The sequence below is a fragment of the Stenotrophomonas sp. 2201_Sma genome (assembly GCF_056486685.1).
In genome coordinates this window covers 3,055,141-3,069,932 of sequence record NZ_CM151329.1, presented here as the reverse complement: position 1 = coordinate 3,069,932, position 14,792 = coordinate 3,055,141, and the positions used below count along the sequence as shown (strand labels likewise).

General features: G+C 66.7%; 13 protein-coding genes. 7 read left to right on the top strand and 6 right to left on the bottom strand.

Annotated features, from left to right (window positions below):
* The first annotated feature begins 11 nt into the window (after positions 1-11).
* Positions 12-716: a squalene/phytoene synthase family protein gene (locus ACZLIF_RS14270; RefSeq protein ID WP_111186434.1), complete on the top strand. Its 705-nt coding sequence runs from the start codon at positions 12-14 to the stop codon at positions 714-716.
* A gap of 502 nt (positions 717-1,218) precedes the next feature.
* Here ACZLIF_RS14270 and ACZLIF_RS14265 read toward each other — a convergent pair.
* From ACZLIF_RS14265 to yidD, 3 genes are read right to left on the bottom strand one after another with little or no spacing between them, the layout of a single operon-like run.
* Positions 1,219-2,064 (bottom strand): M23 family metallopeptidase, encoded by an 846-nt coding sequence (locus tag ACZLIF_RS14265; RefSeq protein WP_164972391.1) that lies wholly within the window; start codon positions 2,062-2,064, stop codon positions 1,219-1,221.
* Positions 2,064-3,410 (bottom strand): dihydroorotase, encoded by a 1,347-nt coding sequence (locus tag ACZLIF_RS14260; protein ID WP_128989527.1) that lies wholly within the window; start codon positions 3,408-3,410, stop codon positions 2,064-2,066. Before ACZLIF_RS14260 ends, ACZLIF_RS14265 begins: the two co-directional genes overlap by 1 nt.
* A gap of 1 nt (position 3,411) precedes the next feature.
* Complete coding sequence (gene yidD / locus ACZLIF_RS14255; protein WP_053519683.1) at positions 3,412-3,666, bottom strand: membrane protein insertion efficiency factor YidD; 255 nt, start codon at positions 3,664-3,666, stop codon at positions 3,412-3,414.
* Between the two features lie 272 nt (positions 3,667-3,938).
* Here yidD and dksA point away from each other — a divergent pair, with 272 nt between their 5' ends.
* Positions 3,939-5,156 (top strand): RNA polymerase-binding protein DksA, encoded by a 1,218-nt coding sequence (dksA, locus tag ACZLIF_RS14250; RefSeq protein ID WP_128989529.1) that lies wholly within the window; start codon positions 3,939-3,941, stop codon positions 5,154-5,156.
* A 605-nt stretch (positions 5,157-5,761) separates the two neighbouring features.
* Here dksA and ACZLIF_RS14245 read toward each other — a convergent pair.
* From ACZLIF_RS14245 to cysS, 3 genes are read right to left on the bottom strand one after another with little or no spacing between them, the layout of a single operon-like run.
* Positions 5,762-7,009: an MFS transporter gene (locus tag ACZLIF_RS14245; protein ID WP_128989531.1), complete on the bottom strand. Its 1,248-nt coding sequence runs from the start codon at positions 7,007-7,009 to the stop codon at positions 5,762-5,764.
* Positions 7,006-7,458: a SufE family protein gene (locus ACZLIF_RS14240; protein WP_053519686.1), complete on the bottom strand. Its 453-nt coding sequence runs from the start codon at positions 7,456-7,458 to the stop codon at positions 7,006-7,008. The genes ACZLIF_RS14245 and ACZLIF_RS14240 overlap by 4 nt, the downstream gene beginning before the upstream one ends.
* A gap of 35 nt (positions 7,459-7,493) precedes the next feature.
* Positions 7,494-8,870: a cysteine--tRNA ligase gene (cysS, locus tag ACZLIF_RS14235; RefSeq protein ID WP_065181932.1), complete on the bottom strand. Its 1,377-nt coding sequence runs from the start codon at positions 8,868-8,870 to the stop codon at positions 7,494-7,496.
* A 187-nt stretch (positions 8,871-9,057) separates the two neighbouring features.
* On the opposite strand from cysS, the gene ACZLIF_RS14230 reads away from it, so the two are divergent.
* From ACZLIF_RS14230 to ACZLIF_RS14210, 5 genes are all read left to right on the top strand, one after another.
* Positions 9,058-9,627 (top strand): glycine zipper 2TM domain-containing protein, encoded by a 570-nt coding sequence (locus ACZLIF_RS14230; protein ID WP_053519688.1) that lies wholly within the window; start codon positions 9,058-9,060, stop codon positions 9,625-9,627.
* 319 nt (positions 9,628-9,946) lie between these two features.
* Entirely contained in the window at positions 9,947-10,957 is a 1,011-nt protein-coding gene (locus ACZLIF_RS14225; protein WP_053519689.1) for an N-acetylornithine carbamoyltransferase, read from the top strand.
* A 60-nt stretch (positions 10,958-11,017) separates the two neighbouring features.
* Positions 11,018-12,214 (top strand): argininosuccinate synthase, encoded by a 1,197-nt coding sequence (locus ACZLIF_RS14220; protein ID WP_053519690.1) that lies wholly within the window; start codon positions 11,018-11,020, stop codon positions 12,212-12,214.
* 85 nt (positions 12,215-12,299) lie between these two features.
* Positions 12,300-13,388: an acetylornithine deacetylase gene (locus ACZLIF_RS14215; RefSeq protein WP_053519691.1), complete on the top strand. Its 1,089-nt coding sequence runs from the start codon at positions 12,300-12,302 to the stop codon at positions 13,386-13,388.
* Between the two features lie 75 nt (positions 13,389-13,463).
* Positions 13,464-14,792, top strand: a complete 1,329-nt coding sequence (locus ACZLIF_RS14210; RefSeq protein ID WP_128989533.1) for an acetylglutamate kinase — start codon at positions 13,464-13,466, stop codon at positions 14,790-14,792.

The window sequence follows — 14,792 nt, the reverse complement described above, 5'->3', positions numbered from 1 at the left end:
GGACGATCGTAGTGAGCAGCACCGCGCTGGAAAGCTTCCTCGACAAATGGCGCAGCCGTTGGCCGGAATGGTCGGTGGCCGCGCCGTTCGTGGCCGAATCGCACCGTGAGTTGGCCGTAGCGTGGTTCGCGCTGCTGCAGGAATTCGACGACATGCTCAATACCAGCGGCGATCCGTTGCCGGCCGATGCCAAGCTGGCATGGTGGGGCGAGGAGCTGCGCAGCTGGGAAGGACAGCGTTCGCGCCATCCGTTGGGTCGTGTGCTGGAACCGGTGCGTGCGCCGTGGGCGCGGTTGGCGGAAACGCTGCCGGATCTGGTGGAGGCACGCACCGTCGCGCCGGATGCGGCCAGTGCCGAAGCCGCGCTGGCCCGCTACGCTGAAGCGGTCGCGGCCGTGGAAGTGGTGTTGTTCGATGACAGGCCGCGGACCGGTGCGGGCCGGGCCGTGCAGTTGCAGACGCTGGCCCAGCGCCTGCAGGACGCAGGCGTGGCCGGCGTGCCGCGCAGCCTGCTGGACGAGGACACCCGCTCCGCCGCGCAGCGCTGGGCGCAGCACCTGTTGAAGGGGTGGGGCACGCGCGTGCCAGGCCCGCGCCCGCGCCGCGTGTGGTCCAGCCTGGCCCGTGCACGCCTGACGGCCCAGGCGGCCGGCAAGCCGATCGAGGCGACCCCGCTGCGCACCCTGCTGCGGGTGTGGTGGGCCGCACGCGGCTGATTCCGTTGCCGCTGCGCTCGCCGGGCATGGCCCGGCGCTACCGGGTTGCAGGTTGTTGATTCCGTTGCCGCTGCGCCGCCGGGCATGGCCCGGCGCTACCGGGTTGCGTGTCGTTGATTCCGTTGCCGCTGTGCCGCCGGGCGTGGCCCGGCGCTACCGGGTTGCGGGCTGTTGATTCCGTTGCCGTTGCGCTCGCCGGGCATGGCCCGGCGCTATCGGGTCGCGTGTCGCTGATTCCGTTGCCGCTGCGCCGCCGGGCATGGCCCGGCGCTACCGGGTTGCGGGTTGTTGATTCCGTTGCCGTTGCGCTCGCCGGGCATGGCCCGGCGCTACCGGGTTGCGGGTTGTTGATTCCGTTGCCGCTGCGCTCGCCGGGCATGGCCCGGCGCTACCGGGTTGCAGGTTGTTGATTCCGTTGCCGCTGCGCCGCCGGGCATGGCCCGGCGCTACCGTTTGGTGGCTCTGGTAGCGCCGGGCCATGCCCGGCGAGGGGGCACGCGGGTTACTTCCGCTCCAGCACCAGCAGCGGATCGATGCGGGTCTCGAACCAGTTCATGCCCCAGTGCAGGTGTGGGCCGGTGGCACGGCCGGTGGCGCCGACTGCGGCGATCACCTGGCCTTGTTCCACACGGTCGCCAACTTTTACGTCGATGCGCGACAGATGCAGGAAGTTCGAGCTGACGCCGTAGCCATGGTCGATCAGCAGCGTGCCACCGGTCAGGTACAGGTCGGGGCCAGCAAAGGTGACCACCCCGGCGGCGGGTGCCTTCACCGGCGTGCCGGTCGGTACCGCGATGTCCATGCCGGAATGGCCGGCACCGGGCTGGCCGTTGTAGACGCGGGCATTGCCGAAGCGGCCGCTGATGCGGCCCTGCACCGGCCAGATGAAGGTCTGGGTGAAGTCGGTGCGGTCATCGTCGCGGGCACGCGCGGCGGTTACCTGTGCCTGCTCGCGCTTGATCCGTTCGGCAATGGCGGGCGGAGGATTGACCGTCTTCGGCGGTACACCGTTGACCCGTTCGGTCGGCCAGTCACGCGGCGTCACCGAGATGGTGGCCGTTTCGCTGCCGCCGTCCGGGCGCTGCACCTGCACGCGCAGCGGTCCCTTTTCATCACGGCCGATACCGAACACCACGCTGCCGTAACCGCTCACGCGCAGCGAGCGGCCGGCATACTGCACCCGGCTGCCGGCGGGAACCTTGCCGATCACCAGCGCGCCTTGCGACGCACTGGCAGGAAACACCACGCGGCTGTCGATCAGGCTGCCGATGCCATCCTGGGCCTGTGCCGCAGATACGGCCCAGAGGGGGGCGGCAACCAGCACCCCCAGCATGAGGAACCCACGCATCAGCGGTCGAAGGTCAAGCGCTGGCCGGCCGGCTCGCCCACCAGCGTGCTGCCGTCCCACACCCGCTGGCCGTTGACCCAGGTGGAGGCGATGCGCGACCGGAAGGTCGTGCCTTCAAACGGCGACCAGCCGCACTTGGAGAGCACGTCCTCGCGCTTGACCGTGAACGGCACGTCTTCCACCAGCACGAGATCGGCGAAATAGCCTTCGCGCAGGAAGCCGCGCTGTTCCACGTCGAACAGCTGGGCCGGGGCATGCGCGAATTTCTGCACCACCTGCTCACGGGTCAGTTTGCCCTCGTGCACGCGCTCCAGTGCGGCCACCAGCGCGTACTGCACCAGCGGCAGGCCGGACGGCGCCTGCGCATAGGGCTTCTGCTTCTCCTCCCAGGTGTGCGGGGCATGGTCGGTGGCCAGCACGTCCAGCACGTCGTCGGCCAGCGCGGCGGTGATCGCCTCGCGGTCGGCCACGTCCTTGATGGCCGGATTGCACTTGATCAGGTTGCCCTTGGTGGAGTAATCCGGGCGGGCGAAGTGAAGGAAGTGCACGCAGGTTTCGGCGGTGATCTGCTTGCGGCTGCCATCGGCCCGGATCAGCGGGCCCTTCTCGAACAGTGCCAGTTCGTCGGCGGTGGAGATATGCAGGACGTGCAGGCGGGTGCCGTGCTTGCGTGCCAGCGACAGCGCCAGCCGCGTCGACTTGATGCAGGCTTCGCGCGAACGGATGTCCGGGTGCATGTCCGGGGTCAGCGCGTCGCCGTATTTTTCCTGGAAGGCTTTCAGGTTGGCATCGATCATCGGCGTGTCTTCACAGTGCGTGATGATCGGGGTCGGACACTCGCGGAAGATCGCGTCCAGTGTTTCCGGGTTGTCCACCAGCATGTTGCCGGTGGACGCGCCCATGAACACTTTCACGCCCGGCGCCTTCTTCGGATCGAGCTGGCGGATGGCCTCAAGATTGTCGTTGCTGGCCCCGTGGTAGAAGCCGTAGTTGGCCCAGGCGCGGCCACGCGCCAGTTCGTACTTGGCTTCCAGGATGGTGGAGTCCAGCGTCGGCGGATTGGTGTTGGGCATGTCCATGAAGCTGGTCAGGCCACCGGCCACGGCCGCTGCCGATTCACTGGCGATATCGCCCTTGTGAGTCAGGCCCGGCTCGCGGAAGTGCACCTGGTCGTCGATCATGCCGGGCAACAGCCAGCGGCCGGCGGCGTCCACCACCTCTTCGCCCTCGCGCGGCGCCAGCCCGGTGCCGATCTGCGCGATGCGACCGTTCTCGATGCGCAGGTCGCCGTCGAAGGTGCGGCCTTCATTGACCATGCGGGCATTGGTGATGAGCGTGGAGGACATGTCAGTGTTTTCCTGTGCAACGGCATGAAGGGGTGTCGGTGCGTTCGGGCACGAGGTCGACACCGCCGGGGTGGAAGGGGTGGCAGCGGCCGAGCCGGCGCGCGGCCAGCCAGCTGCCGCGCAGCGGGCCATGCAGGGAGATGGCTTCCATCGCGTATTCAGAACAGCTGGGCACGAAACGGCAGCGTGGCCCCAGCAGGGGGCTGATGAAGCGCTTGTAGAAGCGCAGCAGGGCAATGAGCAGGCGCGAGATCACCCAGTCATCTTATGCCAGTTGGCATGAAGGCCGCATTTGTGCAGGATGGGCCGTTGGTCGCATGTCGCCGATGGCCTGCGACCGGTACCGGCACCTTCGGGTGCCGGCCAGGTTCCGTACCGCGCGAGGCGGTCCGTGTTCGTCGGACTGCCCCTTGGGGGCCTTGACTCCAGGACTGAATGGAGCGGGGCTGTCGAGGTTGCTGCTGCGGGTCGGGTAGGCTATAAAGGCCCGCTTTCCCGGGCCCCGGGGAATCCAAGGAAGAGCGTTTCGTGGCTGCTAAAAAAACTGCAAAGAAGGCCGCAAAGGCCGCCAAGAAAACCGCCAAGCCTGTTGTGAAGAAGTTGGCGGCAAAGCCCGTTGTCAAGAAGCCGGCGGCCAAGCCGGCGACCAAGGCAGCGTCCTCGCAACCGGCGGCCAGGAAGGCCACCGCGAAAAAAACGCCGGCCAAGGCAAGCAAAGCGGCCGTCAAGAAGGCCGCTGCGCCGGTCAAGGCCAAACCTGCTGCTGCCAGCAAGAAGGCGCCGGCAGTGAAAAAGGCCGCCAGCAAGGCGGTGCCGGTCAAGAAGGCTGCTGCCAAACCGGCTGCGAAGAAGCCGGCAGCCAAGCCGGCGCCGAAGGCGGCGGTGAAAAAGCCGGTTGCACCGCCAGCGGCAAAGAAGGCCGCGGCGCTCAAGCCGGCGGCCAAGCCTGCCGCTGTAAAGAAGGTCACCAAGAATATCGCCACGCCGGCTGCAAAGCCGGCACCGGCCCCCGTAGTGAAGTCCGCACCGAAGCCTGCCGCAACGCAGGCTCCGGCCAAGCCTGTCCCGGCCAAGACCGCGGCAGGTGCTGCAGCCAAACCGGCACCCAAGCCGGCCTCGGCCGCTGCACCTTCCGCGTCGACCGCCCCGCAATCCAAGAATCCCGTGCCCGTTTCGAAATCGCCTGCCAAAACCGCCGTGAAATCCGATCCCGCTCCGAAGACCGTGTCGCGCCCTGTCGGCAAGGTCGCCGTGGCCGTCGCCGCCCGCTCGGCCGCCCCGGCCCCGCGCAGCAAGTACAAGGTCGTCGAGTACAAGACCGACGAGGCCACCGGCCGCCCGATCCTGCCGGCCGGTTACAAGCCGTCGTCGGAAGAGGAATACATGAGCCCGCTGCAGCAGGAGTACTTCCGCCAGCGCCTGCAGAACTGGCGCGCGGACCTGGTGGAGGAGTCCAAGCAGACCATCGAGAATCTGCGCGAGGAAGTGCGTGATATCGGCGACGAGGCCGAGCGTGCGACCCGCGAGACCGAGAACTCGCTGGAACTGCGCACCCGCGACCGCTACCGCAAGCTGATCGGCAAGATCGACAGCACGCTCAAGCGCCTGGAAGCCGGTGATTACGGCTACTGCGTGGACACGGGTGAAGAGATCGGTCTGGAGCGCCTGGAAGCCCGTCTCACGGCCGAGCGCACCATCGACGCCCAGGAGCGTTGGGAGCACCTGCAGAAGCAGCAGGGCGACTGATTCCCGGTCGTTGTCTGGTCATGCAGAAAACCCGGCCTTGGCCGGGTTTTTTGTTGGGTTCACGTTGGCTGTTTAAAGCAGCGCCTTCCGGGTATCGGGTGGAGCCCGCGGGTGTAAGCTCGGCCGCGGTATCCATGCCGCGGACGGTTCTGCCCGGCCCCCACCGACAGGCTCTCGACGCTTCCCTGCGTGCGCGGCCGTAGAGCCGAGCCCACGCTCGGCTCAGGCCGAAGCCGGAGGGCAAGGAATAGCAAAAGCAGCCAAGCATGGCTTGGCTCTACCAGGAGCGGTCATGCATGCGCTCGCGGCTGTTGGGTCCGCCTTGTAGCGAGCCGAGCACCGCAGGGGAATCAGGGGCGAAGAGGCGCGGGTGTCCGAGCGAAGCGAGTTCCGCGCCGTCCCCTGATTCGCCGAGGAGCGCAGGGCACTGGCGCGCAGCGCCGGCTCGCGGATGGCGGCGTGTTTCTTTGGTGACTTTCTTTGCACGAGCAAAGAAAGTTACACCCCGCCGCGGTCGCGGAAGAAGCCCGCCGGGCGCGGCCCGGCGCAACCGCTGCGTGGGCGCACGGAAATGCGCAGCCGAGCATGGGCTCGGCTCTACAGGTTCACTGCAGGTCGCGAAGATTCAACTTCCGCAGCGTCGGGTTCTTCCATGCCGTGATGCCGGCCACGCTCAGCACCGCGAAGCCCCCCAGCACCACTGCCGGTACCAGGCCCAGCAGTCGTGCCATCGTGCCGGCATAGAAGGCGCCCAGTTCGTTGGACGAACTGATGAAGATGCCGTTGATCGACGATACCCGCCCACGCATTTCCTCGGGCGTCGCCAGCTGCAGGATGGTCGAGCGGACCACCACCGACACGCCATCGAAGGCGCCGTAGAACAGCAGGATCAGCGCCGACAGCCAGAAGTGCTGCGACAGCCCGAAACCGATCACGCACAACCCGAAGCCCGCGACCGCAGACAACAGCACCCGGCCGGCGTTGCGGTGCAGGGGGTGCCGGGCAAGCCACAGGCCCACGCCGATCGAGCCCAGAGCGGGCGCAGCGCGCAGGATGCCCAGCCCTTCGGGTCCATGGTGCAGGATCTCATGCAGGAAGGCGGGCAGCATTGCCACCACACCGCCCAGCAGCACCGAGAACATGTCCAGCGCCATCGCGCCGACCATGATGCGGTTGCCGACCACGAAGCGCGCACCTTCGGCGATGCTCTGGAAGATCGGTGCTGCGGGGCCGCTGTGCACCGGTTCCTCCACCTTCAGCGTGGCCAGGCAGGCCACTGCCACCAACGCGAAGGCCGTCGCCACGCCATAGGACAGCCCCTTGCCTCCCAGGCCGACCAGTACGCCGCCCAGTGCCGGACCCACCACCATGCCGGCCTGGAACACCACGGCGCCCAGTCCCGCACCGCGTGCGAACTGCTCGCGCGCCAGCACGCGGGCGAATAATGCATTGTAGATCGGCGAAAGAAAGGCACGGACCATGCCGGTCAGTGCGATCGCCGCATAGATCGGCCATACGCCGTGGAACGGCAGCCAGCCCATGGCGACGCTGGTCAGTACCAGTGCGGTGGCGATCAGGCCGGAGCAGGCGACCATTCCCAGCTTGCGCCGCGGTAGATGGTCGACCAGATAGCCGGCGAACGGGGCCACGCAGAAGAACGGCAGCACTTCGGCCAGACCGATCAGGCCCAGCGAGAACGGATTGCGGGTAACTTCGTAGATGTGCCAGCCGACGGTGACGGCCACCACCTGGTAGGACAACATGGCGAAGATGCGGTAGGCCAGCAGCTTGGCGAAGCCCGGCCGGGCCAGCAGGCCCAGCGCCGTGTCTTCGGCCGGGACGGTCCCGCTCACGGGTGTCCGCGCTGCAGCTGGGCCTGCGCCGTCTCGCGGATGAAGGCCAGCATCGCTGCGACGCCGTTGCTGCGGGTCGGCGAAAGATGGCGGGCCAGGCCGATGTCCTGGATGTAGCTCGGCTGCGTGTCCAGGATTTCCTGTGCCGAGCGCCCGGAATAGACACGCAGGGCCAGGAAGATCAGGCCGGAGACGATCGCCGAATCACTGATGGCGTGGAAGCGCAGCGACTGCGCATTGCCTTCCGGAACGATCCAGACCATCGACTGGCAGCCGAGCAGGCGGTGTTCTTCGGTCTTCCACTCTTCGGGGAAGGCCGGCAGCTTGCGGCCGAGGTCGATCAGGTACTGGTAGCGCTCGGACCAGTCGCCGAAGAAGCCGAATTCCTCGGCGATGGCGGCCTGGGCCTCGGCGGTGGTGGGTTCAAGCGGGAACGGGGAGTCGATCACTGCAATCTCTTCGGTGGGGGCGTGGCGGGCGCGGATCAGCCGCGCTTGCGCGACCAGCGCACGCCCTGCGGGGTGTCTTCCAGCACGATGCCTTCGGCGGCCAGCTGGTCGCGGATGGCGTCGGAGCGGGCGAAGTCACGCGCCTTCTTGGCGGCGGCGCGTTCATCGATGAGGCCCTGGATGCGCGCATCCTCGCCATCATCGTGGGCAACGGTGCCGAACCACTGCGCCGGGTCGGCCTGCAGCAGGCCCAGCGCCAGACCCGCACCGAGCAGCTCGCCTTTCAGGCGCGCCTGTTCGGCCGGCTCGATGGCGCGGCGTGCTTCGGCGGCGATGCGCGCCAGTTCGGCCAGTGCCTGCGGCGTGTTGAGGTCGTCATCCAGGGTTGCCTCGATCGTGGCCGGGATCACCGCCACGGCCGGAACCGCGGCGAGCTCGCGCAGGGTGCCGTAGAGGCGGTCCAGCGTGCGCACCGACTGTTCGATCAGCGCGTCGGACCAGTCCAGCGGCTGCCGGTAGTGGGCCGACAGCAGGGCCAGACGCAGCGCTTCCGGCGGGTGCTGGCGCACCAGGTCGTGCACGCGTTCGATGTTGCCCAGCGACTTGCTCATCTTGGCACCGCCGAAATTGAGCATGCCGTTGTGCAGCCAGAAGCGGGCGAAGATCTTTCCGCCATGGGCGCATTCGCTCTGCGCGATTTCGTTCTCGTGGTGCGGGAACTGCAGGTCGACACCACCGGCATGGATGTCGATGGTCTCGCCCAGATGGGCGGCAGCCATCGCCGAGCATTCGATGTGCCAGCCGGGGCGGCCACGGCCCCACGGCGAGGCCCAGCCCGGCAGGTCGTCGGTGGACGGCTTCCACAGCACGAAATCGCCTGGATCGCGCTTGTACGGCGCGACATCGACGCGGGCGCCGGCCAGCATTTCTTCCGGGTCGCGGCGGGAGAGCTTGCCGTAGCCATCGAAGCTGGCAACGGCGAACAGCACGTGGCCCTCGGCGGCATAGGCATGACCGTTGGCGATGAGCTGCTCGATCATGGTGATGATCTGCGGCATGTGCGCGGTCACTTCCGGTTCGATGTCCGGCGGCACCACGCCCAGCGCGGCCATGTCCTCGCGGTAGGCGGCGGCGAAACGGTCGGTGATGGTGCTGATCGGCACCCCCTGTTCGCGCGCGGCCGTGTTGATCTTGTCATCCACGTCGGTGATGTTGCGGGCGTAGCGCAGGGCGCCGAAACGCCGCCGCAGCAGGTCGGCCAGCACGCCGAACACCACCGGCCCACGGGCATTGCCGATGTGCACGTAGTTGTAGACCGTCGGGCCGCACACATACAGGGTCGGACAGGCCGGGTCGAGCGGAATGAACGGTTCGAGCTGGCGTGTCAGGTTGTTGTGCAGGCGCAGGGTCATGGGGGTGTGGCTGGGGGACAAGCCTGCGATTTTAGAACGTGTCGGCCCCCTTTGGGGCGACCGCCTGCCACCGGTGGACCCAGGGGCCACCCAGGTGGGGTGGGCAGGAGCGGCGCGGACGGGTAATGTTCAGCCCCTTGCGCTCGTCACTGCCTACACTATTGCCGTGTCCTTGCTCCCGTCGCCAATGAAATCCACCGCGTTGCTGACCCTGGCCTGGCTGTCGGCGTTGCCGGCCGTGGCTCTGGCCCAGGAGGGGGAGCCCCGCAACCGGGTGGTGATCGTGGAGAACGTGAAGTTCGACTACGCCCAGGTGCTGAACGTCGAGCCGGTGTTCCAGACCTTGCGCGCGACCCGGACCGAGGAGCACTGCGAGCCGGTGTCGACCCGGACCCTGGCCCCGGTGAACGTCACCGGCGAGGAGCCGACGGAGGACAAGGGCCGGATCAGCCGCTTCTGGGACTCGGTGCGCTCGATGTTCAAGCGCAGCGACGAGGAGGCGGTGGACGAGACCGCAGCCGAGACGCCGGCCGCGCCCACCGGTCCCACCAACAACGGGCCGATGCTGACCCGCGACTGCCGGATCGTTCCCGTCGGGCGCGAGTTCCGTCGGCCCATCGCCTACGACGTGGATTACGTCTACAGGGGCACCAAGTACCGCTCGCGCCTGCCGGAAGACCCTGGCAACCGGCTCAAGGTCCGGGTCTCGATCACGCCCTGGGTCGGCCCGGAGCAGGGCACCGCCAGCAATCCCTGATTCTGGGACCCCGGCCCCTTGCGCCGGCGCCGGCCGCGTGCAAAGATGCCCGGCCATGAAGCTCACCGACTTCCAGCACGACAGCAGCGCAGCCCGACAGGCGTCGGGCATGACCTCGCGTGCCCGTCGACCGGAACCCCACATTCTCGCTGGGTAACCGGAGCTTTTTGCTGTTCGTCCGATAGAAACCCAGCCCGCCGGCTGGGTTTTTTCGTTTCCGCTTCCTGAAAGCTTCAACTGCAACGATTTCACCCCACCTTTGGTTTCCGCATTTCCCTTCCACCGCGTCGAACCTGACGCCGCCACGCAAGGAAAGATGATGTCCCCCAAGCACTTCCTGAACACCCAGGACTGGAGCCGCAGCGAGCTTGATGCGCTGCTGACCCAGGCAGCGCTGTTCAAGCGCAACAAGCTCGGCGACCAGCTCAAGGGCAAGTCGATCGCGCTGGTGTTCTTCAATCCGTCGATGCGCACCCGCACCAGCTTCGAGCTGGGCGCGTTCCAGCTGGGTGCGCACGCGGTGGTGCTGCAACCGGGCAAGGATGCGTGGCCGATCGAGTTCAACCTCGGTACGGTGATGGACGGCGATACCGAAGAACATATCGCCGAAGTGGCCAAGGTGCTGGGCCGCTACTGCGACATCATCGCCGTGCGCGCGTTCCCGAAGTTCGTGGACTGGGCCTATGACCGCCAGGACATCGTGCTCAACAGCTTCGCCAGGTATTCGCCGGTGCCGGTGATCAACATGGAGACCATCACCCACCCGTGCCAGGAACTGGCTCACGTGATGGCGCTGCAGGAGCACTTCGGCACCCAGGACCTGCGCGGCAAGAAGTACGTGCTGACCTGGACCTATCATCCCAAGCCGCTGAATACCGCCGTGGCCAACTCGGCGCTGACCATCGCCACCCGCATGGGCATGGACGTGACCCTGCTGTGCCCGACCGCCGACTACATTCTCGACGACCGCTACATGGGCTGGGCCGAGCAGAACGTGGCCGAGAGCGGCGGTTCGCTGAAGATCAGCCATGACATCGACAGCGCCTACGCCGGTGCCGATGTGGTCTACGCCAAGAGCTGGGGCGCGCTGCCGTTCTTCGGCAACTGGGAGCCGGAAAAGCCGATCCGCGACCAGTTCAAGCACTTCATCGTCGACGAACGCAAGATGGCACTGACCAACAACGGTGTCTTCAGCCACTGCCTGCCGCTGCGCCGCAACGTGAAGGCGACCGACGCGGTGATGGACTCGCCGCAGTGCATCGCCATCAACGAGGCCGAGAACCGCCTGCACGTACAGAAGGCGATCATGGCGGCGGTTGCCGGGCGCTGATTCTTTCCCATTCAAAAACCCCGCCGGGCATGGCCCGGCGCTACCAGGACATTACCCCCCATGAGCAACAAAGACGTCGTCCTCGCCTTCTCCGGTGGCCTCGATACCAGCTTCTGCGTGCCGTACCTGCAGGAGCGCGGCTACAACGTGCATACCGTGTTCGCCGACACCGGCGGCGTGGATGATGAAGAGCGTGATTTCATCGAGAAGCGTGCCGCCGAGCTGGGCGTGACCAGCCATGTCACCGTCAACGGTGGCCCGGCCATCTGGGAGGGCTTCGTCAAGCCGTTCGTGTGGGCGGGCGAGGGCTACCAGGGCCAGTACCCGCTGCTGGTCTCGGACCGCTACCTGATCGTCGATGCCGCGCTGAAGCGTGCCGCCGAGCTGGGCACCAACATCATCGCCCACGGCTGCACCGGCATGGGCAACGACCAGGTCCGCTTCGATCTGGCGGTGAAGGCGCTGGGCGACTACCAGATCATCGCGCCGATCCGCGAAATCCAGAAGGAACACACCCAGACCCGCGCCTACGAGCAGAAGTACCTGGAAGAGCGTGGTTTCGGCGTGCGCGCCAAGCAGCAGGCCTACACCATCAATGAGAACCTGCTGGGCGTGACCATGTCCGGTGGCGAGATCGACCGCTGGGAAGCTCCGGGCGAGGGCGCACGTGGCTGGTGCTCGCCGCGCAGTGAATGGCCGGAACAGGCGCTGACCGTCACCCTGAAGTTCGTCGAGGGCGAAGCGGTCGAACTCGACGGCAAGGCATTGCCGGGCGACCAGATCCTGGCCCAGCTCAACAAGCTGTTCGCGCCGTACGGCGTGGGCCGTGGCGTGTACACCGGCGACACCGTGATCGGCCTGAAGGGCCGCATCGTGTTCGAGGCCCCTGGCCTGGTTTCGCTGCTGGCCGCCCACCGCGCGCTGGAAGACGCGGTGTTGACCAAGCAGCAGAACCGCTTCAAGCCGGACGTGGCGCGCAAGTGGGTGGAGCTGGTCTACGAAGGCTTCTATCACGACCCGCTGAAGACCGACATCGAAGCGTTCCTGAAGTCCTCGCAGGCCAAGGTCAACGGCGAAGTGGTACTGGAGACCCGTGGCGGGCGCGTGGACGCGGTGGCGGTGAAGTCGCCGCATCTGCTCAACACCAAGGGCGCCACCTATGCGCAGTCGGCCGACTGGGGCGTGGAAGAGGCGGAAGGCTTCATCAAGCTGTTCGGCATGAGCTCCACGCTGTACGCGCAGGTCAATCGCGGTTGACCGCGATTGCGCTGGGGCGCTCCAGCAGAGGCGATACGGTAGCGCCGGGCCATGCCCGGCGGAATTTCACAGGAACTGTTGATTCATGCTTGAACAGACACTCGATCACCTGCAGGCCCTGGTGTCCTTCGACACCCGCAACCCGCCGCGCGCGATCAGCACCGCTGGCATCTTCGATTACCTGCGCGCCAACCTGCCGGGTTTCACCGTTGAAGTGATCGATCACGGGGCCGGTGCGGTCAGCCTGTATGCCGTGCGCGGCACACCGAAGTACCTGTTCAACGTGCATCTGGACACGGTGCCGGATTCGCCACACTGGACTGCCGACCCGCACGTGATGCGCCGCCTGGACGATCGTGTGGTCGGCCTGGGCGTGTGTGACATCAAGGGCGCTGCGGCGGCGCTGGTGGCTGCGGCCAATGCCAGTGACGGCGACGCCGCGTTCCTGTTCTCCAGCGACGAGGAAGCCAACGATCCACGCTGCATCGCCGCGTTCCTGGCCCGTGGCATTGCCTATGACGCGGTGCTGGTGGCCGAGCCGACCATGAGCGAGGCCGTGCTCGCGCACCGTGGCATCAGCTCGGTGCTGATGCAGTTCGCCGGCCGTGCGGGCCATGCGTCCGGCAGGCAGGATGCCGCCGCCAGTGCGCTGCACCAGGCGATGCGCTGGGGCAATCGGGCCCTGGATCATGTGGATTCCCTTGCATCTGCACGCTTCGGTGGCCTGACCGGCCTGCGTTTCAACATCGGGCGCGTCGAAGGCGGGATCAAGGCCAACATGATCGCACCGGCAGCCGAAGTGCGTTTCGGCTTCCGCCCCTTGCCCTCGATGGACATCGATGCGCTGCTGGCGACCTTCGCGGGTCTTGCCGAACCGGAAGCCGCGCTGTTCACCGAAACCTTCCGTGGCCCCAGCCTCCCGGCCGGTGACATCGCCGAAGCCGAGAACCGCCGTCTGCTGGCGCGTGACGTGGCCGATGCGCTGGAGCTGCCGATCGGCAACGCGGTGGACTTCTGGACCGAGGCCTCGCTGTTCTCCGCGGCAGGCTATACCACGCTGGTGTTCGGCCCCGGCGACATTGCCCAGGCCCACACGGCCGATGAGTTCGTGACGCTGGAGCAGCTGCAACGCTATACCGACGCCGTGCACCGCATCATCGGCGCCGGCGCCTGATCAACCCCACAACGCCGCCACGCCCCGGCATGGTGGAACTGCAACGCGGCGACCGCCGCCCGTGACGAAACCGAAATGTCTCCTGCCCTCCAGCCCCACCGCCAGACCCGCCAGACCATCGTGCGCCTGCTGTCCAGCATGGCCAGCGCGAAGGAGATCAGCCAGTACCTCAAGCGCTTCTCGCAGCTGGACGCCAAGCGCTTCGCCGTGGTCAAGGTCGGTGGCGCCGTGCTGCGCGACGATCTTGAAGCGCTGACCTCCTCGCTGTCCTTCCTGCAGGAAGTCGGGCTGACCCCGATCGTGCTGCACGGTGCCGGCCCTCAGCTGGACGCCGAGCTGTCCGCTGCCGGCATCGAGAAGCAGACCGTCAACGGCCTGCGCGTGACCTCGCCGGAAGCACTGGCGATCGTGCGCCGGGTGTTCCAGCAATCCAACCTGCGCCTGGTCGAAGCTCTGCAGCAGAATGGAGCGCGTGCCACCTCGATCACCGGTGGCGTGTTCGAGGCCGAGTACCTGGACATGGACACCTACGGCCTGGTCGGTGAAGTGAAGAAGGTCAACCTGGCGCCGATCGAAGCCAGCCTGCGCGCCGGATCGATCCCGGTCATCACCAGCCTGGGTGAGACCGCCGGCGGACAGATCCTGAACGTCAATGCCGACTTTGCCGCCAACGAACTGGTGCAGGAACTGCAGCCGTACAAGATCATCTTCCTGACCGGTACCGGTGGCCTGCTGGACGAGGCGGGGAACGTCATCGATTCGATCAACCTGTCCACCGAGTACGACCACCTGATCGCACAGCCGTGGATCCACGGCGGCATGAAGGTCAAGATCGAACAGATCAAGGATCTGCTCGATCGCTTGCCGCTGGAATCGTCGGTGTCGATCACCCGCCCGGCTGATCTGGCCAAGGAACTGTTTACCCACAAGGGCTCAGGCACGCTGGTGCGCAAGGGCGAGAAGGTGCTGCGTGCGGCCACGTGGGACGCGTTGGACCTGCCACGCCTGAAGGGCCTGATCGAATCCAGCTTCGGCCGCACCTTGGTGCCGGACTACTTCCAGAAGACCAGGCTGCTGCGCGCGTACGTCAGCGAGAACTATCGGACGGCCGTCATCCTGACCAACGAGGCCGAAGGTGTCTATCTGGACAAGTTCGCCGTGCTCGATGATGCGCAGGGCGAGGGCCTGGGGCGTGCGGTCTGGAACGTGATGCTGGAGGAAACGCCTCAGCTGTTCTGGCGCTCGCGTCACGGCAATCCGATCAACCACTTCTACTACGCCGAATCCGACGGCTGCTACAAGCAGGATCAGTGGAAGGTCTTCTGGTTCGGTGCCGATGGCATCGACCGCATCCGCACCTATGTCGATCACTGCGCTGCACGCGCACCGAGCCTGCAGGGCTGA

What these genes read in the sequence shown, in the direction of transcription:
- ACZLIF_RS14215 (WP_053519691.1), top strand. Translation starts at nt 12,300, where the DNA reads ATGCTTGAACAGACACTCGATCACCTGCAGGCCCTGGTGTCCTTCGAC.
- ACZLIF_RS14210 (WP_128989533.1), top strand. Translation starts at nt 13,464, where the DNA reads ATGTCTCCTGCCCTCCAGCCCCACCGCCAGACCCGCCAGACCATCGTG.
- ACZLIF_RS14265 (WP_164972391.1), bottom strand. Translation starts at nt 2,064, where the DNA reads ATGCGTGGGTTCCTCATGCTGGGGGTGCTGGTTGCCGCCCCCCTCTGG.
- ACZLIF_RS14225 (WP_053519689.1), top strand. Translation starts at nt 9,947, where the DNA reads ATGTCCCCCAAGCACTTCCTGAACACCCAGGACTGGAGCCGCAGCGAG.
- ACZLIF_RS14230 (WP_053519688.1), top strand. Translation starts at nt 9,058, where the DNA reads ATGAAATCCACCGCGTTGCTGACCCTGGCCTGGCTGTCGGCGTTGCCG.
- ACZLIF_RS14220 (WP_053519690.1), top strand. Translation starts at nt 11,018, where the DNA reads ATGAGCAACAAAGACGTCGTCCTCGCCTTCTCCGGTGGCCTCGATACC.
- cysS (WP_065181932.1), bottom strand. Translation starts at nt 8,870, where the DNA reads ATGACCCTGCGCCTGCACAACAACCTGACACGCCAGCTCGAACCGTTC.
- ACZLIF_RS14260 (WP_128989527.1), bottom strand. Translation starts at nt 3,410, where the DNA reads ATGTCCTCCACGCTCATCACCAATGCCCGCATGGTCAATGAAGGCCGC.